This is a genomic window from Flavobacterium sp. AK-301 (genome assembly GCF_058310215.1).
Genome location: NZ_JBZEES010000011.1, coordinates 29,603 through 52,102, shown reverse-complemented (window position 1 = coordinate 52,102; position 22,500 = coordinate 29,603). Strand labels below are relative to the sequence as shown.

General features: G+C 33.8%; 19 protein-coding genes and 1 tRNA gene. 12 read left to right on the top strand and 8 right to left on the bottom strand.

The features are described 5' to 3' along the window. Nucleotides 1-19 precede the first annotated feature (19 nt). The 4 genes from AC4FQX_RS12860 (at nucleotide 20) to AC4FQX_RS12845 (ending at nucleotide 5,725) form a co-directional block, all read left to right on the top strand. Nucleotides 20-3,118, top strand: a complete 3,099-nt coding sequence (locus AC4FQX_RS12860) for an efflux RND transporter permease subunit (protein WP_491168112.1) — start codon at nucleotides 20-22, stop codon at nucleotides 3,116-3,118. 152 nt (nucleotides 3,119-3,270) lie between these two features. Then, nucleotides 3,271-4,563 carry a TolC family protein gene (locus tag AC4FQX_RS12855; RefSeq protein ID WP_491168111.1) on the top strand — a complete coding sequence of 431 codons (1,293 nt, stop codon included), beginning with the start codon at nucleotides 3,271-3,273 and terminating at the stop codon, nucleotides 4,561-4,563. Nucleotides 4,564-4,582: 19 nt separating this feature from the next. Next, nucleotides 4,583-5,269: an outer membrane beta-barrel protein gene (locus tag AC4FQX_RS12850; protein WP_491168110.1), complete on the top strand. Its 687-nt coding sequence runs from the start codon at nucleotides 4,583-4,585 to the stop codon at nucleotides 5,267-5,269. A 234-nt stretch (nucleotides 5,270-5,503) separates the two neighbouring features. Beyond that, the gene (locus AC4FQX_RS12845; protein ID WP_491168109.1) at nucleotides 5,504-5,725 is read left to right on the top strand and encodes a hypothetical protein; all 222 of its coding nucleotides are present in this window, start codon (nucleotides 5,504-5,506) and stop codon (nucleotides 5,723-5,725) included. A gap of 84 nt (nucleotides 5,726-5,809) precedes the next feature. Here the strand turns inward: AC4FQX_RS12845 and AC4FQX_RS12840 are convergent, their stop codons facing one another. After that, nucleotides 5,810-6,217 (bottom strand): VOC family protein, encoded by a 408-nt coding sequence (locus tag AC4FQX_RS12840; protein WP_491168108.1) that lies wholly within the window; start codon nucleotides 6,215-6,217, stop codon nucleotides 5,810-5,812. A 404-nt stretch (nucleotides 6,218-6,621) separates the two neighbouring features. Here AC4FQX_RS12840 and vsr point away from each other — a divergent pair, with 404 nt between their 5' ends. From vsr to AC4FQX_RS12825, 3 genes are all read left to right on the top strand, one after another. Further along, a complete protein-coding gene (vsr, locus tag AC4FQX_RS12835; RefSeq protein ID WP_491168107.1) occupies nucleotides 6,622-8,304 on the top strand; it encodes a DNA mismatch endonuclease Vsr in 1,683 nt (560 codons plus the stop codon). Beyond that, on the top strand, nucleotides 8,301-9,380 hold the full coding sequence (locus AC4FQX_RS12830) for an HpaII family restriction endonuclease (RefSeq protein WP_491168106.1): 1,080 nt from the start codon (nucleotides 8,301-8,303) through the stop codon (nucleotides 9,378-9,380). Before vsr ends, AC4FQX_RS12830 begins: the two co-directional genes overlap by 4 nt. Before the next feature lie 511 nt (nucleotides 9,381-9,891). Further along, nucleotides 9,892-11,013 carry a calcium:cation antiporter gene (locus AC4FQX_RS12825; RefSeq protein ID WP_491168105.1) on the top strand — a complete coding sequence of 374 codons (1,122 nt, stop codon included), beginning with the start codon at nucleotides 9,892-9,894 and terminating at the stop codon, nucleotides 11,011-11,013. Nucleotides 11,014-11,069: 56 nt separating this feature from the next. On the opposite strand, the gene AC4FQX_RS12820 is transcribed toward AC4FQX_RS12825, so the two are convergent. From AC4FQX_RS12820 to AC4FQX_RS12805, 4 genes are all read right to left on the bottom strand, one after another. Next, complete coding sequence (locus tag AC4FQX_RS12820) at nucleotides 11,070-11,462, bottom strand: VOC family protein (protein ID WP_491168104.1); 393 nt, start codon at nucleotides 11,460-11,462, stop codon at nucleotides 11,070-11,072. 6 nt (nucleotides 11,463-11,468) lie between these two features. Then, complete coding sequence (locus AC4FQX_RS12815) at nucleotides 11,469-12,485, bottom strand: NAD-dependent epimerase/dehydratase family protein (protein ID WP_491168103.1); 1,017 nt, start codon at nucleotides 12,483-12,485, stop codon at nucleotides 11,469-11,471. A gap of 62 nt (nucleotides 12,486-12,547) precedes the next feature. Beyond that, nucleotides 12,548-13,123 (bottom strand): Crp/Fnr family transcriptional regulator, encoded by a 576-nt coding sequence (locus AC4FQX_RS12810; protein ID WP_491168102.1) that lies wholly within the window; start codon nucleotides 13,121-13,123, stop codon nucleotides 12,548-12,550. 105 nt (nucleotides 13,124-13,228) lie between these two features. Then, nucleotides 13,229-14,191 carry a DUF4421 family protein gene (locus tag AC4FQX_RS12805; protein WP_491168101.1) on the bottom strand — a complete coding sequence of 321 codons (963 nt, stop codon included), beginning with the start codon at nucleotides 14,189-14,191 and terminating at the stop codon, nucleotides 13,229-13,231. 381 nt (nucleotides 14,192-14,572) lie between these two features. Here AC4FQX_RS12805 and AC4FQX_RS12800 point away from each other — a divergent pair, with 381 nt between their 5' ends. From AC4FQX_RS12800 to AC4FQX_RS12780, 5 genes are all read left to right on the top strand, one after another. Beyond that, the gene (locus AC4FQX_RS12800; protein WP_491168100.1) at nucleotides 14,573-14,944 is read left to right on the top strand and encodes a DoxX family membrane protein; all 372 of its coding nucleotides are present in this window, start codon (nucleotides 14,573-14,575) and stop codon (nucleotides 14,942-14,944) included. A gap of 201 nt (nucleotides 14,945-15,145) precedes the next feature. Then, a complete protein-coding gene (locus tag AC4FQX_RS12795) occupies nucleotides 15,146-16,009 on the top strand; it encodes an AraC family transcriptional regulator (RefSeq protein WP_491168099.1) in 864 nt (287 codons plus the stop codon). An 82-nt stretch (nucleotides 16,010-16,091) separates the two neighbouring features. Next, nucleotides 16,092-17,180, top strand: a complete 1,089-nt coding sequence (locus AC4FQX_RS12790; protein WP_491168098.1) for an HlyD family secretion protein — start codon at nucleotides 16,092-16,094, stop codon at nucleotides 17,178-17,180. A 1-nt stretch (nucleotide 17,181) separates the two neighbouring features. After that, nucleotides 17,182-18,741 (top strand): DHA2 family efflux MFS transporter permease subunit, encoded by a 1,560-nt coding sequence (locus tag AC4FQX_RS12785; RefSeq protein ID WP_491168097.1) that lies wholly within the window; start codon nucleotides 17,182-17,184, stop codon nucleotides 18,739-18,741. A gap of 80 nt (nucleotides 18,742-18,821) precedes the next feature. Then, entirely contained in the window at nucleotides 18,822-20,138 is a 1,317-nt protein-coding gene (locus tag AC4FQX_RS12780) for a TolC family protein (RefSeq protein WP_491168096.1), read from the top strand. A gap of 47 nt (nucleotides 20,139-20,185) precedes the next feature. Here the strand turns inward: AC4FQX_RS12780 and AC4FQX_RS12775 are convergent. From AC4FQX_RS12775 to AC4FQX_RS12765, 3 genes are all read right to left on the bottom strand, one after another. Then, nucleotides 20,186-20,273, bottom strand: a tRNA-Ser gene (locus AC4FQX_RS12775). 61 nt (nucleotides 20,274-20,334) lie between these two features. After that, complete coding sequence (locus tag AC4FQX_RS12770) at nucleotides 20,335-21,363, bottom strand: asparaginase (RefSeq protein WP_491168095.1); 1,029 nt, start codon at nucleotides 21,361-21,363, stop codon at nucleotides 20,335-20,337. Continuing rightward, on the bottom strand, nucleotides 21,353-22,489 hold the full coding sequence (locus AC4FQX_RS12765) for a 1-acyl-sn-glycerol-3-phosphate acyltransferase (RefSeq protein WP_491168094.1): 1,137 nt from the start codon (nucleotides 22,487-22,489) through the stop codon (nucleotides 21,353-21,355). The genes AC4FQX_RS12770 and AC4FQX_RS12765 overlap by 11 nt, the downstream gene beginning before the upstream one ends. Nucleotides 22,490-22,500: the final 11 nt, after the last annotated feature.

Below are 22,500 nucleotides of genomic sequence, written 5' to 3'. Positions count from 1 at the left end.
ATCCTTTAAAAAAATTAAAATGAAAAATAGTATACTTACCGCTATACAAAAACGCTGGCTCATGGTGGCTTTATTCCTGCTACTGGGTGTTTTTGGTTATTATTCCTGGACCAAACTGGCTGTAGAAGCTTATCCGGATATTGCTGATGTAACTTCTCAGGTGGTTACTCAGGTTCCGGGACTGGCTGCTGAGGAAGTCGAACAACAAATTACCATTCCTGTGGAACGGGCTCTGAACGGAATGCCGGGAATGCATGTTATGCGAAGTAAAAGCACCTTTGGATTATCAATGATTACTATTGTTTTTAATGATGGTATTGATGATTACTGGGCTAGACAACGCATTCAGGAGCGACTGAATGATGTCGAACTTCCTTATGATGCTGTTCCGGGTCTGGATCCGTTAACTTCGCCAACAGGAGAAATCTACCGTTATATTATTGAAAGCGACCGTTATGATCTTCGAGAGCTGACCGATCTGCAAAACTGGGTGGTAATTCCAAAACTAACACAGGTTCCGGGTGTTGCTGAAGTAACAAACTTTGGAGGTATTACCACACAATATCAGATCGAACTGAATCCTAAAAAATTAGAACAATACCATCTCTCACTGGATGAAGTGATCGAGACCATTGAAAAAAACAATACCAATGCCGGAGGAAGTGTTCTGAACCGGGGTGATCTGGGGTATGTAATACGGGGTATCGGACTGGTAAAAAATCTGGAAGATATTGGAAAGATTGTTGTAAAAACCGAAAAAGGGGTACCTGTACTTTTAAATGATTTGGGGGCTTTAAAATACGGAAATCTGGAACGTAAAGGAGTTCTGGGCTATACCGACAGAAAAAGAGATTACAGCGAGAGTCTGGAAGGAATTGTTTTACTTTTAAAAGGAGAAAATCCATCGGATGTACTGGCAGGTATCAACCAAAAGGTTGAAGAATTAAATAACGGAATTCTGCCGGAAGGTGTCAAAATCCATACTTTTCTGGATCGAACGGATTTAGTAGATACTACGCTTACTACTGTTTCTCATACTCTACTGGAAGGAATGGCTCTTGTAATTGTAGTGCTTATTGTTTTTCTGGGTAGCTGGAGAGGCGCATTACTGGTTGCTATCACGATCCCTATTTCATTGCTGATTGCTTTTATATTAATGAAATTAACCAATATTCCGGCAAATCTGTTATCATTAGGAGCAATTGATTTTGGGATTATTGTGGATGGCGCCATTGTAATGATGGAAACGATCTTAAAGAAACGGGAAGATAATCCCAAAGAAGAATTAAAGGAACAAACCATTGCACAACGTGCCACTGAAGTGGCAAAACCGATTTTCTTTGCTACGCTAATCATCATTACCGCTTATCTGCCTTTATTTGCCTTTGAACGAGTGGAAAAAAAGCTATTTACACCAATGGCATTTACAGTAGGATATGCTTTATTAGGTGCGCTGGCAGTAGCTTTACTATTAATTCCGGGATTAGCCTATATCACATACAGAAAACCAAAAAAACTATACCATAACCGATGGCTTGAAAAATTAACGAATGCATACCACAGCCGCATTACCAAAATAATGGAAGCTCCTAAAAAAGTATTTCTGCCATTAGCTCTGCTGTTAACCGCTGCTATTTCATTAAGTATAACCGTAGGAAAAGACTTTTTGCCTCCTCTGGACGAAGGCTCTATCTGGCTACAAGTACAATTACCACCGGGAATAACCGTAGAAAAATCAAAAGAAATGAGTGACAGTCTGCGCCACCATACCATGAAATACAAGGAAGTAACCTATATTATGGTTCAAGCAGGACGAAATGATGACGGAACAGATCCTTTTACCCCTTCTCACTTTGAATGTTCTATCGGAATACTTCCCTACAGCGAATGGCCAAGAGGAAAGACAAAAAACGACCTGATCGAAGAACTGGCAAGAGAATATGAAAGCATGCCCGGATATACCGTTGGCTTTGCTCAACCTATGATTGACGGTGTAATGGATAAAATTTCAGGAGCACACAGTGAACTGGTTGTAAAAATATACGGTGATAATTTTAAAGAAACCCGTCGTATTGCGGAAGCAATTGAGAAAACATTAAAAACTGTAAAAGGAGCAGTGGATATTGCTATCGACCAGGAACCCCCTTTACCTCAACTGCAGATTCATGCAAATCGTGAAAAAATCGCACAATATGGTTTAAATGTTTCCGATGTGGGCAATCTGATCGAAATCGCTATTGGAGGAAAAGCAGTTTCACAAATCTTTTCCGGTAATCGAGTTTATGATATCATCTGCCGTTATAATGAAGAAAGTCGCAATACGCCGGAAAAAATCGGTAATCTGATGCTAACCAATCATGATGGAATAAAAATCCCACTATCACAGGTAGCTGATATTAAACTGAGTACAGGTGAAAGTACGATCACTCGTGAGGCGAATAAAAGACATCTTACCGTAAAACTGAATATGAGAGGAACCGACCTGTCAACCTTACTGAAAACAGCACAGGAAAAAATCGAAAAGGAAGTGCAATATGATCATAACCAATACAGTATACAATGGGGTGGTCAATTTGAAAATCAAAATCGTGCTTACTCTCGACTAATGGTTATTGTTCCACTGGCATTATCTATTATGTTTCTGATGTTATATGGTGCTTTTGGCAAGTTCCGTCAGGCAGGATTATTACTAACTATTGTTCCTTTGGCTCTTTTTGGCGGAATACTGGCGTTGAATATAAGAGGAATGACTTTGAATGTTTCTTCAGCTGTCGGGTTCATTGCTCTGTTTGGTGTAGCCATACAAAACGGAGTAATTATGATCTCCCATATCAATGAGCTGCGAAAAAAAGGAAAATTATTAAAAAATGCAGTAATTGAAGGTTCACAACATCGTTTCAGACCGATTTTAATGACCGCAACAGTAGCCGTTCTCGGATTATTCCCCGCATCAATGGCAACCGGAATTGGTTCTGACGTACAACGACCACTAGCAACAGTAATTGTTTACGGATTATTATTCTCTACCATTATTACATTGTTTGCTTTACCCGCACTGTATTACCTGCTGGAGAGAAAAGAAGAAAGAGTCAAGAACCAAGAGGATTTGAAAATTTGAAACCCGAGCCTGAAAGAGCGAACTGATGAAGTAAGGTTAAGGTTAGCTCCGCTAATTAGCAGAGCTACAAATAACATTTCACCTCTCACATTTTACAGATAACATTTCACAAACTATCAACTATTCATTATCAACTATCAACTAAAAAAGAAATGAACTTCTATACAAACACTTTCAGAGCGGTTTATGGGATACTATTCCTGCTCAGCACTACGGTTTTTGGTCAGACGGATGCCGATTTCAAAAAAAAAGAACTGCCTTTTTCGGACTTTCTGCACCTTATAGGTGAAAATAACAGGGAATATGCTGCCGAAAAATTCAATGTCAATATTGCAGAAGCAGATGCTTTGAGCGCACGAATATTTCCGGATCCGGAACTCTCCATAGGTGCTTCTGATAACGGTCAGCATCGTATGCAGATGGGCTATGGTTTCAGTACCGAATTAAGCTATACCCTGGAACTGGGCGGAAAACGAAAAGCAAGGATTCGTCTTGCTAACAGCGAAACGGAACTTACAAAACTGTTGCTTGCCGATTACTTTCGGAATCTCAGAGCAGATGCTACATTACAGTATCTGGAAGCCATAAAACAACAGAAAATACTGGAAGTAAAGATCAGCTCCTATGAGACTATGAAAAAACTAAGTACTTCAGATAGTATTCGTCTGCAACTGGGTGCCATTACTGAAATTGATGCCCGACAAACCCAACTGGAAGCTCATTCATTGTTAAATGAAGTATATCAACAGGAAGCGGACTGGAAAGCAGCACTCATTTATCTGAATTTATTAACCGGAACAGAACAAACGGATACATTATATCAGCCGAAAGGAGAATTTGAAAATTTAAAACGAGAATTCAGCCTGCCGGAACTGATTTCCAAAGCAAAAGAAAACCGAACGGATCTGGCTGCTGCTTTAAAAAGTAAAGAGGTTTCACAAAAAATACTGCAATTAGCCCGAGCCAACAGAGCTCTTGACCTGGGAATTTCTATAGGTGCCGAACAAAACTCTGTTGTGTCCAATAGTGTGGCTCCTACTCCGTCTTTTACCTCTGTTTCTATAGGATTAAGCATTCCTTTAAAATTCTCCAACAATAACAAAGGCGAATTAAAAGCGGCTCAATATACTATCGATCAAAGTGAAATGGTTTATAAACAAACGGAGCTCCAAATCCAGACGGAAGTCAGCCAGCATTATTATAACTACCTCGCAACCAAAAAACAGGCACAACAATTTGCTTCGGGTATGCTTGAAAACGCACAAAAAATATTTGACGGAAAAATATACAGTTATCAACGTGGCGAAACTTCCCTGCTGGAGGTTCTCGATGCACGTCGTACTTATAATGAAGTGCAGGAAAGCTATCTTGAAATAGTGAATGCTTTTGCCGGTGCTCTTGTAGAATTAGAAAGAGCAGTAGGCATCTGGGATATTAATTTCTAACTCTAAAAATCAGAATGCAATGAAAAAATATATTATTCTGCTACTAATCCTGTTTTCTTTTATCAGAAACAGCTTTGGACAACAAAAAGAAACGGAAAACAATACTGTAACCTTTGGACTTAAAGTTGGTTATAGCCAGTTTACTATTTATGGAAAAGATAAAACTGAACTATCTCCGGAAGGAGCAACTAAAACCCTGAATGGTTTTTATGCCGGAGCTGAAGTTACTACAAAACTCAATACATACTTACGGTTAAAACACAATATTGCTATTGTTCAGAAAGGCACCGTTTTAATAAGAGCGCATGAAGCAGATAATACCGGTTATGAAAGCAAATACAAAAATCTATATCTTGATATTGCTCCAATAAGTCCAACATTCTATTTTCACGGCTTTCAAGTTTATGCAGGACCTTATGTGGGTATATTAATAAACTCTTCTATACAGTATAAAAATGAAAACGGACAATTGATAAAAGATAAAAGTATTTTTGGTGATGCCACTCAGGAAGGTAACTATTCTCAGAAAATAGACGCCGGTATTATTGCCGGTATTGAATATGTCTTTAAAAACAGAATTACTATTGGTGCTCAATTTACACAAGGATTTGTTCCTCTAATTGAAAATACAGATACTACTGACGGACAATTGAGAATGTATAATAAAGGTATTTCCTTTTCTCTTGGTTACATTTTTGGTAAATAATATTTTTAGGTTTTTAGTTGGGTTTTTAAATTCCCCAAAGTACAGTAGTGCTCGCGGGGAATTTATTTATTATCTTGCCTTTTTGAACTATACTATTAAATTAATTTGTTCAGAAATTCTTCTTTTTTACTTTCTGTCTTGATTTCTTTTTTACTAATAATCAGCTATTTATATACAAATGCACTATATCTAAAATACGGATTCGATTATGATAGACTATAATTAGTAGCATTAGTGGAAATAATCAACGTTATTATAATGTGTAGCGAAAGTAAACCCTGTGAATGTCATCGAAGCAAACTTATCGGCAGAGCTCCTGATATTGACAAAATTACCCTAAAACATATTGATGAAAAAGGAAAAATAAAAGATCAGACATCTGTAATTAAAGAATTCAACAAAGGACTTCCAGAATATGAATTATTTGGAAATCAAATCAATGCAAAAAATATTTAACAATACCTCCATCTATTAAAACAACAAACATTAATCCGAACGGAAAATGACGGGACAAAATAAAATATAGAATATTTCTTATCTTTATTTAGGGCCTGTAACAGAATCCATCCAGATAATCTCCCAGATATGCCCATCTAAATCACTAAAACTGCGACCGTACATAAAACCATGATCTTGATGTGCTTCTCTGGACTCAACGGCTCCCAACGTGAGGGCTTTTGTCATCAGTTCATCTACTTCTTTTCTGCTTTCTTTGGAAAGAACAATAAGCACCTCAGTACTTTTAGTGGCATTAACGATTTTCTTTTTTGTAAAAGTATTAAAGAAAGGTTTAGTCAACAACATAACAAAACCATCGCTGTTTACGATCATACAGGCGCCATATTCGTTTGTAAACTGAGAATGAAAGGAAAAACCCAGTTTTTCGAAAAAGTCTTTTGATTTTTTGAGATCTCTTACTGCCAGATTTACGAAAATTTGTGTTGCCATAACTATTTCGCTTTAAGTTATAATCTACATTTTAATAGGTATAAATCACAATTAGTAAAAAATTAAGTAAATACCCGAAGCTTCTATTGCAAAGGTAAGAAGAAAATAATTTTGCGTTTTTATAATTGAATAGTGACAAATGGTTTGAAAAATGTTTTTTTTAGATTCATAATCTATCTGTTAAATACTGCTTATCTAATATTTTTTTTCAAATTTACGGTACTGTACAAAAATAACGCTTTTATTGTATGACTAATTCCAAATATTATTCTGATTACTAAACACTTATTACAAATTTGTTTTTAATATACATTTTTGTAAATTGAGATACAACATTAAGCCTTCTTTAATAACTTATTTCACTAACTATATTTGACATCTGTATTAAAAATAAACTTTACAACATGGACAAATTAACCAAAGAACAGCGAAGAAAAAATATGCAAGCAAACAAATCTACAGGAACCAAATCTGAACTTTTGTTAGCAAAAACCCTTTTTAACCGAGGTCATCGTTACCGAAAAAACAACAAAACTATTTTTGGAAGACCCGATTTAACTTTCAAAAAAATTAAATTAGCGATCTTTATTGATGGAGAATTTTGGCATGGAAAAAACTGGGAACAACGAAAATATGATCACAAAACCAATCAAGAATTTTGGTATAAAAAAATAGAAAGAAATATCCAAAGGGATAGGGAAGTAAACCGAGAATTAACAAAACAAGGTTGGTCGGTTTTACGGTTTTGGAGTAAAGACATAGAAAAAAATTTACTACCTTGCACGTTAGAAATAGAAAATATAATTAACGATTTGAAAATGGATTTGAAAGAGAAGATATCGCTTGAAGAAGTTGAAGGTAAGCAATTCGAAATTAAAATTATAGAATCTGATTGTAATAAAGACGCGATTTTAACTCATTATTTACACAATAGCAAAAATGAAGTATCAAAATTCTATAAAAAAGATGCGATTAAGTACACGAAAGAAATTTTAAAATTCAAATACCCTGATAAAGACATAACATTAAAAGTTGCTGAAGAAGCACTACAATATGGTATTTTCAACACTTATCAAATCCCATTTCTTCCAATAGAAAAACCAAAATTTAAGTTTATAGATTTATTTGCCGGAATTGGTGGATTTAGATTAGCCCTACAAAACTTAGGAGGAAAGTGTATATTCACAAGTGAATGGGACAAAGAAGCAAAACGAACCTATAAAACAAATTTTGGAGAAACACCTTTTGGCGATATTACAAAAGAGGAAACAAAATCGTATATTCCAGATGATTTTGATATCCTTTGTGCTGGTTTTCCTTGTCAAGCATTCTCTATTGCCGGAAAACGTGGGGGATTTGAAGACACAAGGGGAACATTATTTTTTGATGTTGCCGAAATAATTAAAAGGAAACAGCCGAAAGCAATCTTTCTTGAAAACGTAAAAGGCTTACGTAATCATAACGGAGGAAAAACATTAGCAACAATTTTAAATGTCTTGAGAAACGATTTAGGTTATTTTGTTCCAGAACCACAAATTATAAACGCAAAAGATTTTGGAGTTCCGCAAAATAGGGAAAGAATTTATATTGTCGGTTTTCATCCCAAAACTAACGTAAATGAATTTACTTATCCGAAAGTATTAAATAAAAAAGTAGCTTTCTCAGATGTAAAAGAAAAAAATATAGTCCCTACAAAATATTATTTATCAACTCAATACCTTCAAACACTAGAAAATCACAAAGCAAGACATAAAAGTAAAGGAAACGGGTTTGGTTATGCAATCATCCCTGATGAAGGATTAACCAATGCTATTGTAGTTGGTGGAATGGGAAGAGAACGAAATTTAGTTTTAGATCATAGAATTACAGATTTTACACCTACAACACATATAAAAGGAGAAGTCAACCGACAAGGCATAAGAAAAATGACCCCCAGAGAATGGGCAAGGCTGCAAGGTTTTCCTGATAATTTCATCATCCCGGTCGCCGATGCATCTGCTTATAAACAGTTTGGAAACTCTGTTGCTATACCCGCTATTCAAGCAACCGCAAAAGAAATAATAATAAAAATTACAAAAACAAAATGATAACGGGAAACAAAGGAGAATGGAGTGAAATTTACACTCTTTTGAAAATCATTGCAGACAAACAACTTTTTGCAGGAGACAGTGATCTAAATAAAATAGAAACGCTAATTTTCCCTATTATCAAGGTTCTTCGTGATGAATCAGATGGAACTTTTGAATTTAGTTACGACCATGACTTAGTAATCATTAAAAATCATGATGAAAAAATCCGAATTTCTGTTATTGAATTTGAAAAACAAGCATATTTTTTATTAACTAAGCTTCAAGAAAAAACAAATGGAACGTTTTCAATTCCAGAAATTGAAAATTTCATGATTTTATTTAATAATTATTCTTTAAAAGCAAAATCATCTATTAAAAGTGATATTCGAATTGTAATTCATGACCAACGAACAGGAACAAATTCGGAACTTGGTTTTAGTATTAAGTCACAATTAGGAGGAGCTTCAACTCTGTTAAATGCAGGAAAAACCACAAACTTTGTTTATAAAATAAAAAATATAAATTTGACGCAAAGTCAAATTACAGAAATAAACGAAATAAAAACAAAAAGCAAAATCAAGGACAGAATTGATAGAATAATCAAATTTGGAGGAAATCTACAATTTGAAAATACTGAAAGCTCTACTTTTAGCAATAATCTGATTTTGATTGATAGCGCTTTACCTAAAATCATTGCAGAAAGTTTATTATTGTATTTTACATCAAACTTTTCAACTCTCTCTGATTTAATTACTGAAATTTCAAAAAAAAATCCATTATATTATGATTTAAGTGCCAACCACCCTTTTTACTCATATAAAATAAAAAGATTTTTAACTGACGTTGCTTTAGGAATGATGCCTTCAAAAGTTTGGACGGGAGAATTAGATGCGACAGGTGGGTATTTAGTTGTGAAAGAAAATGGAGAAATTTTATGTTATCATATCTATAACCGAAACGAGTTTGAAAATTACTTACTAAATAACTCAAAACTTGAGACAGCAAGTAGTACTAGACATAATTTCGGTATAATTTATAAAGAAGAAACAGATAGCTATTTCAAATTAAATTTGCAAATTCGATTTTTAAAATAAGAAATCAAGCAGATGAAAAAATAGATTTATGCTTTTTTATTAAACACAATTTCACTAGTATCATACTTTAAAACAAAGAATAGACAAGCTTTTATTCTATTTATTATAAAAAAATCTTTTATTATTTATAATTTTTCAAAAAAATTATGAGATTACAATTACCTACCCTCTATAGGTAACTAAGAAGTTCAAAGTCAAATCTATTAATCTACTAAAATTTATAACGTAATTATAATTATTTATAACGCCGAAAAACTACATCTATTAAACAGAAAAACGATCTAATAAAGCACAATAGAGATTTTTCTTTATTCTTGATTTCAAGCCTTTTCTTTTTTAAATTATTCATTTTTCAAATCCCTTTAAACACAATAGTGCTGACTATTATTTTTTTTATTATCTTGCAATTTTTGAAACATAACTCACTTTTATTCGTTTTTTAAACCGTTTACTATTTAAAAACGGAGTTATATACATCTTTTTTACACAAATACAACCAATAAACAAATTTATGGGATACAACAATTTCCTCTCTAAAAAATTAAAAATAAACCTTCCCACCTGGACCGTAATTTTCCCTTTTTTAGCACTTTTTTTACTCTTTCTAAAAGGTTCTTTTCAGGAATCGGGCTGGTTTTTGACCCTATTAGGAGCTATTTTAATTACCGCTGTTCTGTCTGCCGTACATCATGCAGAAGTAATTGCTCATAAGGTAGGCGAACCTTTCGGAACCATTATTCTGGCGCTTGCAATCACCGTTATTGAAGTATCGCTTATTGTTTCTTTAATGATTTCCGAAGGAAATGATAAACCCTCTACTTTAGCCAGAGATACCGTTTTTGCCGCTATTATGATTCTGCTTACTGGTATTATCGGTTTATGTTTATGGGCAGGGGGACGAAAATTTAAAGAACAGGCTTTTACACAACAAGGTGTAAGTGCTGCTTTAATTACTCTGGTAGCCATTTCAATTCTAACTTTAGTTCTACCGAATTATACGACTACAGAGGCAGGTAACATTTATTCTGACAGTCAGTTGATTTTTGTAGCTATAATTTCTTTGATTCTTTACGGAGGTTTTATCTCCATGCAGACAATACGACACCGGGATTACTTTTTACCTGATCCAGAAACAAAGGATACAAAAAAAGAAGAAGTTCATGCTAAGCCTCCTACTACATTAACCACTATTGTGAGTTCTGTATTATTAATTGCAGCATTAGTTGCGGTTGTATTATTATCAAAAAAACTTTCTCCAACTGTAGAAAGTATGGTCATGAACGTAGGAGCTCCTAAAAGTTTAGTGGGAATTATTATTGCGACGGTTATTCTTCTTCCTGAGGGATTAGCGGCTTTACGTGCTGCTCAGAACAACCGACTACAAACCAGTTTAAATCTTGCTTTAGGTTCTGCTCTTGCCAGTATTGGGCTAACCATTCCTGCTGTAGCTGTGGTTTCTTATTTTTCCGGATTAACGGTTACACTGGGAATTGATGCAAAATCTACTTTGTTACTGGTTCTTTCATTATTTACGGTTTATTCCGCTCTTAATGCCGGGAAAACGAATATGTTGCAGGGAATTGTATTACTAGTTCTTTTTGCTACGTATCTGTTTACAACCATTGTTCCTTAAAGAGAATAGCATATCTATAAAAAAACCGGTTACTTAAAATGTAACCGGTTTTTTTATCATGACATTGGTGAACATATCTCGATTAAAAAACCATCCAGATCTCTTACATAAGCTACTTTTTGCCCCCAAGGTTTTGTTTTTATTTCTTCTACAATCACAGCTCCTACTTTTACCGCGTCAGCAACGGTTTGTTCAACGTCATCAGACGTGAAACCAATTTCAATACCAAAGGGTTTATTCAACAGAGTACTTTGCGTAAAGCCTTCTTTTAAATTCGTTTTGGCAAGTGCAACGGAAGCAAAAGCCAAAGTCGTTTCTCCTGAAACAATTTCACCATAATCTTTTTCAGGAGTAATGAATTTTATGCTAAACCCAAAGGCCTTTGTATAAAAATCAACAGAAGCAGTTACTTCCTGAACATAAAGAATGGTATATGCAAATTTTATCATAGTGTATTATTTGGTTAATAAATGGTTATTTTTCATTAAATATTGCAATGCTACTCTTACAGCCTGTTCTGGTAATTTTGGAGCAAACCCCAGCTCATTTCTTGCTTTGGATATATCAAAGTTTTGTTGTAAACCAGAAAACATCGCAATATCTTTAGTTGTTAGCACAGGAGCTTTTCCACTCAGCTTACTTCCTGTTTCCATTATTCCGGCAATCATAAACAAAAGCCATTTTGGAATCGCTCCCGGAATTTTAATTTTTAGTTCCGGATACATTTGCTGTGCTATTCGGGTTGTATCTGTAATAGACATACACTGCTCATTTGCCAATATATATCGCTCTCCGTTTTTCCCTTTAACAGCTGCCTGATAACAACCTTCAGCAACATCCTTTACATCAATCCAATTCAACATAATCTTTGTGTCAACCGGGATTTCTTTGTTTAAAATTAATCGTAATATTGAATAAGACACATTTAACGGAGCAAAAGCAGTACTTCCAATCATTGCAGACGGTAAAACGGCAACTAAATCAATTTTGTGTGTTTTTGCTAATTCAAAAGCCAGCTTTTCTCCATCATTTTTAGAGTTATAATACATATCTCTACGCTCCGGATTGTAACCATAACTTTCCTTTATCGGAAGTTTTGAATAATCCAGAGCGGCAATAGAACTCACATATATAATTCGCTTTACTCCTGCTTCGGCTGCTGCTTCAATTACATTCTTTGTCCCATTCATATTAACATCATAAATCTCTTTTTTAGGATTTTTAGCCCAAAGCTTAAAAACAGCTCCAACGGCATAAAAGGTCTCTACTCCCTGTAGCGCTTTTACAAAGGAAGCTTTATCTGTAATATCCGCCTGAACCACTTCACAATCCAATCCTTCAAAAGGAGCTCTATTATTACTATTTCTTACGGTAGCTCTGACAGGAATTCCTTTACTAATTAATAATCTTACCAGATTATTACCCAAATGTCCATTTGCTCCTGAAACTAATGCTAAATTTTTATCCATCATAATTATCCATTTAATTTGATTACAAAAATCAAAAACAATTACCTGTTAATGGTTAACATTTGTTAGTTAATTTGATTTTTTCGTATTCTGCTTAAACTTTCGGGTTTTATCCCTAAAAAAGAAGCAATATACCGAATAGGTACATTTCGTAAAATATCTGGTTGCTCCTCTATGAGTTTTTTATAACGCTGTTCTGCTGTAAGTGTAGCCAATTCTCTTGATCGATTTTCATGATATTCTATAGATTGCTGAAAAACAGCAATACTAAAATCTTTCATTGCTGGACTTTTAGTCATAATTAAATCCAAATTCTCTTTTGTTATTCTCAATAATTCACAGTCTGTAATACATTCAACATTTTCAACTGCTTTTGTTTGATTTACAAAATGATTGTAGGATGTAAAAAACCCAGGAGGACAATTAATCTGACTGGTTACCTGATCTCCTGCTTCATTATAATGGAACAACCGCAGATAACCGGAAATAATATAATAGAGATACTGAGGAACCTTCCCTTCTTCTTCAAGTAATGTATTTTTAGAATATACAATAGGTTCAAAATAGCGATTACAAAGTGCTATTTCTTTAGAAGTAACCGTAACTTTTGTAGCGATAAAATCTAATAATTTTTGAAACATTTAAAATTCTTTGAAATATCTCAAATATAATAATTAATTCACAAAAGCTTTTCCTCTATAAAAAGAACAAAAAACATCAATCGCATAACAAATCACTCTTACTTTTTAAAATTGGGGGAGTTTTTTCAATATTTTAGACTGACTGTCAAATCGTTTGATAAAGGTAAATTTTAAATTTCCTGAATTAAGACTCATCTGATTATTATCTGTATAAGAAACATAAACCTTGTTCAAAATAGCAGAAAAATTAACAGACCAAGTATCTGAATTATATCCTGAAGAAAATCGAAAAGATAAGGTTGGATTAAAATCTATTTTATCTCTAAGATTCTTAAAACTTAGATTAAGCCCCGGAGCAAATGAACCAGTAGCAAAGTACTTTTTTCTGATAACGCAGGTATAAGCATATCCAATAGTGGGTCCTACCTGATACATTGCTTTATTAAATCCAATAGATTCACCAGAATCAACTTTAGTATAATATACTCCTCCTCCCAACAAAAGACTTCCTGCAGAACGAAGCTGCCTCTCACTCTGATCAAAAGCTGCTCGATAAGAAAATTTATTTCCGTTAAATATATATTGTACTAAAAGTCCATACTGGATAAGTTTCAGCTCTGGAAATAAAGTATAATTTTCAGCTTCATTCTCTAAATAAAAACCTTTATAATTCTGTCCAATAAAATCAAACGCAATTTTTTTTCCATAATAGTAATATTGCAAATCAAATGATTTTGTTTTTCCTTTATCCGAATCCCTCAAAAAATTAAGGCCGTAGCTAACACTCAGCCCTATTCCTTTCCAGGAAAAATCTATACCAATACCTAAAGGATTATTCGGTTTATATTCTGTTTCATAATCCGATGTTGCTGTCTCATCCATCAGCGTAGAAAAATTCTGAACAAGAAAAATTCTTGCAGAAAACTCCTGCTCAAACTCTCCAATATAAGTACTATCTATCTGAGCAAAACTGTGTTGTTTCCCAAATACAATAAGAATAAAGACTACTATATAGCTTGATACTGGTACAATTACTCTTTCTTTTTGATTTTGTAGTATCGGATTCAAAATTATTTCGTTTAAATTTAAAAAGGAGCTAATTTAAATTAAAAAAGTTATAACACCTCTATCTCTAAAGTTTTGTTTTTTTAATTATAAATATACTTTTAATTAAACCGTATCTTTTTAATTTCTTTATAAAATAACACTGTTTGAAAAAATCACCAGACACTTCTTACAAATTATCGAACCTACCTTATATCAATCTAAGCGAAAAACTAAATAACAACCTCATTTTTAAGTAATTATAATCTATAAATATAAAATATCTTTCTTACCTTTATTATCAGTTATAATATAAATTCTCAGAACAATATAGCAAATACACTATTTAAACAGACTAATAATCAAAAATACACAGTAACGTAACCTCTATTAAAACCAATAAAAATGAAAACAGTAAAACTCATCGTATGTCTTCTTTTCGGACTTATGTTTATTAACGCAGGGCTTAATAAGTTTCTACACTATATGCCTATGCCTGAAATGAACGAAGAGCAACTAAAATTAATGGATGCTTTTATGAAAATCTCTTGGCTCATGCCTCTTACCGGTACAATAGAAATTATTGGAGGCCTTTTGTTTATCATCCCTAAAACCAGAGCTTTAGGAGCAATTGTTATTTTACCAGTAATGGTAGGGATCATATCGCATAATATTGTTTTTGAACCATCCGGTCTTATGATCGCATTACCTCTTTTTATTATAAACATTTGGATCATTATCTGTAATTGGGGGAAATACAAACCGATGTTCTCATAAATAATCTCTATCTTAAATTAAAAAAATGAAAATTAACAGGCAAATTTGCATGTATTTATATATGGAGTTTGTCTGTTAATTACAATAAGGTTATGAAAACCTTGCTCTTTTAAATTAGAAAGATAGCTTTAAAGTATAATAAACAAGAACACATTCCTATCTCTTCGGAATTAATATATTTGTTAAAAAGATAAAAAAGAAATGCCCAGAAATAAAACTTTCATACCAATACATTCTTTACAACAAAAGAATAACTTAGGATTAAAGATAATAAAGCTATCCAATATTGATTCTACTCGCTTACATCAAAAAACAGCACATCGGGATGATCACTATATCTTCTTTTTCCAGGAGAAAGGAGAATGTAATATTATGATTGATTTTGAATCTATTACTCTGAAAGCAAACCATATTCTTTATATACTACCCGGTCAAGTACATCATGCAGTGTCTGCCAGTAATTCTTATACCTGGGTAATTTCTCTTGATGCAGCTTTATTAAATGACGCATTCAAACCTACTTTTGATGCGTTCTTACTAAAAAGAAGCCCTATACCTTTGAATACAGATAAAGCAGAACTGGTAAATAAATGCCTGTCACTATTAGAAGGACTTCATGATAAATTAAAACAGAATCATTTTTCAAGGCAGATTATTCATGGTATGATTGACTCATGCATTGGCATTTTTGCATCAACGTATTATGAACGTGAAGAACAACAAGGATTACTGAATGGTAGACCATCTATTATTATGCATCAGTTTAAAACCCTTCTTTCGGATTCTTTTAGAACCATAAAAAGACCATCAGCCTATGCAGAAATACTTAACATCACTCCTGCTTATCTTAGTGAAGTGGTAAAACAAATAAGTGGCTTTACTACCAGCTACTGGATTCACCAGCAAATTATTACAGAAGCAAAACGCACTTTATATTACACAGACCTTACCATTAAAGAAGTTGCTTATTCATTAGGATACGAAGATCACACTTATTTTTCCCGTCTCTTTAGCAATATTACAGGGATGTCAGCTATCCAATTCAGGAAATCTTCCCGAAAATAGTCCAACGTTTCCATAAATCCGGCTATTCTTTATGCTTTCTTTCTGACAGAACTTTGTACTGTTAAATAAGTATAACAGATATATGGAAAAAGAAGTAAAAAAGAAAAAACCTGTTCGATATATTATTATCGGACTGATAGCCCTTATTACCATAATTTTTGGTATTGATTATTGGTTATCCAACCGCAATTTCACCACCACCGATAATGCTCAGATTGATGGAGATATGCTTTCATTAAGAGCAGGAATTACAGGCTATGTAGAAATTATATATGTTAAAGACAATCAATGGGTAAAAAAAGGTGATACCCTTATCCTCTTTAAAACAGAAGAACTATTAGCTTCTGTAAAACAAGCAGAAGCAGCATTGGAGAATGCAAAAGCCACAGTAAAGGTTTCAGATATACGAGCATTAGCAAGTATTGAAAATGCTAATGCATCTGTACTTACTTCCAGCACCAATAAAGAACTCATTGCCGCCGCCCAATCGAATCTTACTAAAGCATGGAAAGACTACAACAGGATTAATGAATTACTTACTATTAAAGCCGCAACACAAGAACAGCTTGAAGCCGCTCAGAATAAATTACAAATCGCTGAGGCGGAATATAGCAAAGCAATTCAGGTTCAACAATCATCATTAAGCAGTTCAGAAGGATTTAAAACACAGGCCAAAGCAGAAAAAAGCCAGATTACCGTAGGTATGGCCTTAATACAACAACGAGAAGCAGAACTAAATCAGGCTCTGGAACATCTGGGTCGGGCTTTTGTGATAGCTCCGTTTAATGGTATTTTCACTAAACGTTCTATTCAGCAAGGACAGTTTGTATCAGCTGGTCAGGCTTTAGGTGCACTGATTAATAATGAGAATATCTGGATCACCGCTAACTTTAAAGAAACACAGCTGGATAAAATCCAGATTGGGCAGGAGGTAATAATAGAAGTTGATGCCTATCCCGATATACAACTCATAGGAATAGTAGATTCGTGGGGAGGTGCAACCGGAGCGAAGTTTTCAATTATCCCACCAGATAACGCCACTGGCAATTTTATTAAAATAGTCCAACGTTTACCTGTACGGATAGCAGTAAATCAAACACAGACTAAATCTAGCAAAACAGAGGTGCTTTTCCCCGGTTTAAGTGTAGTTGCAAAAGTTAAAACACAGTAATATGTCTGAAAACACAGAAAAGGAAACCATCTATCCAACCGGTATAACGAAGTGGATACTTATTTCCACTGCAATTGCCTGTGCTGTTCTGGAATTAATCGATTCTACCATTGTTACGGTATCGCTAAGGGAAATTAGTGGAAATATAGGAGCCTCAATTACAGAAATCAGTTGGGTAACTACCTCATATAGTATAGCAAATGCTATTATCATTCCTTTATCCGGGATGTTATCCAATCTTTTTGGTCGTAAACGATATTTTACAGGTTCCGTTGTTCTATTTACAATCGCATCTCTAATGTGTGGATTTTCTTCAAATCTGTGGGGACTCATATTGTGGCGATTTATACAAGGGCTTGCCGGTGGAGGGCTACTTTCAACTGCCGGATCTATAGTTATAGGCGCTTTCCCACCAAAAGAAGCAAGAACCGGATTTACCTATTTTGCAATGGGCCTAATGTTAGGACCCATAATGGGACCCTTCCTTGGAGGATATATCACAGATCATTATTCCTGGCACTGGGTATTCTTTATTAACTTCCCAATAGGCATTATAGCAAGCTATTTATCATGGAAATATGTACCAGATCTGATCGGCGCAAAAAAACCAAAAAAAATAGACTGGTCAGGTATTTTTTTTATAATAATTGCATTAAGCACATTAGTATATGTTCTGGAAGAAGGCTCTATAAAAGACTGGTTTCAGAATCTGGAAATTCTGATTCTTACAATTACCTCAATCGGTGCATTTATTGCATTTACATGGCGAGAACTAACGGTGGAAGAACCTGCTGTTAATATCAGATTATATCAGAATATTAGTCTTGGTTTTGGAAACATTATAAGTTTCATTATCAGCATGATGCTTATGGGAACACAATATATATTTCCATTACTTGCGCAAATTTCATTAGGCTGGACAGCTACTCAAACAGGTGAGTTTCTAATTATAGGAGGTATAGCGGGAGCATTAGCCATGAAATATAGTAAAACTTTATTTCCTTCAGCAAGCCCAAAAGAGATGATGCTTGGAGGAATAGCAATTGTCATTCCGGGTTTATTTATGTTATCATTATCCTCTCCGGAATCTAATCAACATACATTATTATTAGGTTATGTTCTTCGAAGTATCGGAGCATCCGTTATAATTCCTCAGATGACAGCACTTGCAGTTGGTGATTTAAGAGGTAAAGACCTTGCTCAGGCAACAGGATTAAGTACAATGTTTCGACAATTAGGTTCAGGAATTGGAGTCGCCATAGTAAGCATCTATACTACAAATACAAATGCCTTTGTAAGAAAAAATATAATCGGTCATATTACTGAATATAACCCATTGGTTTCAGAAAGAATAACTGGTCTAACAAAACAACTTTTTGATGTGGGATATGCAACGAATAATGCAGAAGCAGCAGCCTATACAATATTAGATAATGCGCTAATTCAACAACAGACAATTATTAGTTATAATCAAGGGTTTATGCTTTTTTCTATTCTGGTAGTATGTTGTATTCCTATAGTATTAATGATTAAACGTAAACAACCAACATCAGGAAAATAACTTACAGATAACAGATATATAATAAATACAACCTCATTACGATCTATCTGTACTATAATAATTTTAAAATATTAATTCAAATGAAAAAGGAAATATTACCTATTATTTTATTGCTGTTTTCTCTTTCCGGAAAGGCACAAACAGAAACTACAATTGTTATTAGTAAACAACAAGCAATAGAATTAGGACTGAAAAACAGATTTGATATCCAAACCTCTCAATATAATGTACTATTAGCAGATAATGCTATAGCAAAAGCTAAAAGTAAATGGGTGCCTACAATAACTCTGGATGGAAGTGTACGTTATAATTCACAATTAGAAGCAATGTATATTCCGGGTGGTTTTGATAATAATCCAGATCCTTCTTTATTCGCTTTTGAGTCAAAAAATGTTACAAAAGTGGGACTTAATTTAAATCAAAGACTGATTGATCCGGCTACTTACAATGACATCAAATTAGCCAAAAATGAAAAAAAATTACAGAACGAGAAAAAATACGCCGATGAAATCAAAATAAAAGAACAAATCAGCAGAGCATATCTAAATGTTTTACTGAAAAAACTGGAACATCAATTTTCCAAAAATGAAGAATTACGTTATAATTCTTATCATGCTATTGCTGAAGGTAAATACCAACATGGACAATTGATTGAAAATGACTATTTACGAGTAAAACTTGATTTAGAAAATAAAAAGGTACAAACTAAAACAGCGATGCAAAATATGGAACTTGCTTTCAGTTCTCTAAAACATGAGATGAATATTCCTATTACTACTGTTATTAAACTTACAGATTCACTGGATTTTAACAATGCAGAAGCCATATTTTTTCAGGGAGACGGAAAAAACAGAACAGAAATAAAACAATTGAAATTACAACAAGAATTTGACAAATTGTCCTTAAGAAAAGCCAAACAGAATAGCATACCAACTGTAACCCTTATTGGTAACTACTCCCAACAATTTTTGTATGACAATTATAATTATTCAAAAGGAGATTGGTGGACTCCTTTCAGTTATGTTAGTATAAACCTAAACATGCCTTTATCTTCTCTCTTTACAAACCATGTAAACATAAAAGAAAATAAGCTTAAAATCACACAAAATGAATTACAGGAAAAGCAGATAGAAGCAAATATAAAAAATGAAATTTTAACTACTCGTACCGAGTTTGAAAATGCCTGGGATAATACACGGATCACAAAAAGCAATTATGAACTTTCCTTAAAGATATATGACAATCAAAACAAACAGATTACAATTGGTGCTTTTCAATACAGTGACTTACTGGATACAGAAAAATCTTTAATTACTGCTGAACATAATTACATAAAGGCGGTGTATGAATATTTAATAACAGAGCTAAATTGGCAAATTGCTAATGGGATACTCTAACACTTACTATACAAAAAAGAGGGACTTCATAATGAAGTCCCTCTCAGCGGAGAGTGAGGGATTCGAACCCTCGATAAGCTTTTGACCTATACACACTTTCCAGGCGTGCTCCTTAAACCACTCGGACAACTCTCCTTATTTTATTAAGGTTGCAAAGAAACAAAAAAAATAGTATTAAAAAAATTAAAATAGAATTTTATGTCAGTTCCCCTCTTATCGAAGTTTCAAAAACAGTTTTAAACACTTTTGGCGCTACTTTCTGACCTAATAAATACATTAGTTTTGTAATGGCAGCTTCCGTAGTACAATCTTTTCCTGAAATAATTCCTATCTCTTTTAGCATCGTACTGGTTTCATACTGCCCCATATTAACGCTACCTCCTGAACACTGGGTAACATTAACAATCGGAAGACCTCTTTTTACTGCGTTTTTAAGCAGTTCTACAAACCATTCATCTGTTGGTGCATTTCCGGATCCGTACGTCTCTAAAACAACTCCTTTTAAAGTAGGAATAGATAAAACAGCAGATAGTACCGCTTCATTAATCCCCGGAAAGATTTTAATGATTACAACATTATTATCTAATACTTTATTTACTTTAAATTCTTTCTTACCTACCTTTAGCAGTAACAGCTCTTTTTCTACTTTCAGATGCACACCGGATTCAGCTAATGCAGGATAATTCAGTGAATTAAAAGCATTGAAATGTTCCGCATTAATCTTGGTAGTTCTGTTTCCTCTGTACAATTTATATTCAAAATAAAGACAGACTTCCTGAACGACCGGCTGTCCTTTTTCCTGTAAAGAAGCAATTTGTATTGCTGTGATCAGATTTTCTTTGGCATCTGTTCTCAGATCACCAATCGGTAACTGTGAACCTGTAAAAATTACCGGTTTTGATAAGTTTTCCAACATAAAACTCAACGCAGAAGCACTGTAAGACATGGTGTCTGAACCATGTAAAAGTACAAACCCGTCAAACTGATCATATTTTTCCTCAATAACTGTAGCAATATTAACCCACTCTTCCGGATTCATATTAGAAGAATCTATAGGCACTTCAAAAGAGAAAGTCTCTATATCACAATCCAGTTGTTTTAATTCCGGAATTCTCTGTAAAAGTTTCTTAAAATTAAATGCTTTTAAAGCCCCTGTATCAAAATCTTTGATCATACCGATAGTGCCTCCTGTATAGATCAGCAATATCTTTGCTCTAGATTGCATCTTCAAATTTTAATTTATTCAGAACCGGATTAGCATACATAGAAAGAAAACCCTTATAGCTGACTCCGTCATTTTTATCTATTCTTTTATCCATTCTTCTCTCAAATAACATTTTCTCTTTCTCGGTATAAAAAGAAGCATATTCATCCGTTTTATTTAAAAGATCAAGTGCGATATAATTCGTTGGCCACAATCTGTAATTCGACAAAACAGCTCTGTCAATTGTTTGTGCTAATGCCTGAATCTGTTTATTCGAGTTATCAAACTCACCTGCTATCTCATCCAATTCCTGATCCAAAACATCTCCCACATGAATATGGATACGTTTTTTCTGTCCCATTATTCCACTTAATAAAGTAACAAAATCTTCATTTTTATCTTTAATATAGGTCAAATCTTTTGCTTCTGCTAGTAACTGTGGCATCTTTAAAGCATCTGTAGGATCATACTCATAGGAAATAGAAACCGGAACGATCTTTAATTTCTTAAAATAATGCATCAGGTTTTCTTCATCCGAAGCCATTGCAAGCATTTTCAAAACACCCGGATGTGTAGCATCATTACCATCTTTTGTTCTTCCTTCTCTCTGAGCAATCCAAACAGAACGATTCTCTTTTGAAAGTAACTGATAAATATATTCAGACATTAGTTTTGAACTCTGAAGTAATTCTCTAGGAGACAAACCTCTCTGTACCAGAAAATTTCTGTTCAGCTTTGATAAAGTATATAAAAATGATTTTTTTACCAGATTATCTCCAATTGCTGATGCAGTCATGATTAATCCATGCTCATATAAACAAACATTCAGCAAAGAAGTATCTAATATAATATCTCTGTGATTTGACACAAAAAGATAAGGAGTGTGGTTATCTAGTTTTTCAAACCCGGAAGTAGTTAATCCATCTGAACTTTTTTCCAGAATCTTTAGCATAGAATCATAAATAAAGTTCACCTGAAAATCACGAATGGAATGTGTTTTCTTCAATTGCTCTAACCAGATTGCCTCTTCAACATCAGGAAAAGCAAAACTCATCAATGCTTTCATCATAGGATTATGAGCAACTCCACAAATCGCCTCATTTACTTCACTATCATAAAATGGCCTAATATGATCAAATTTTGACATTTAAATATATA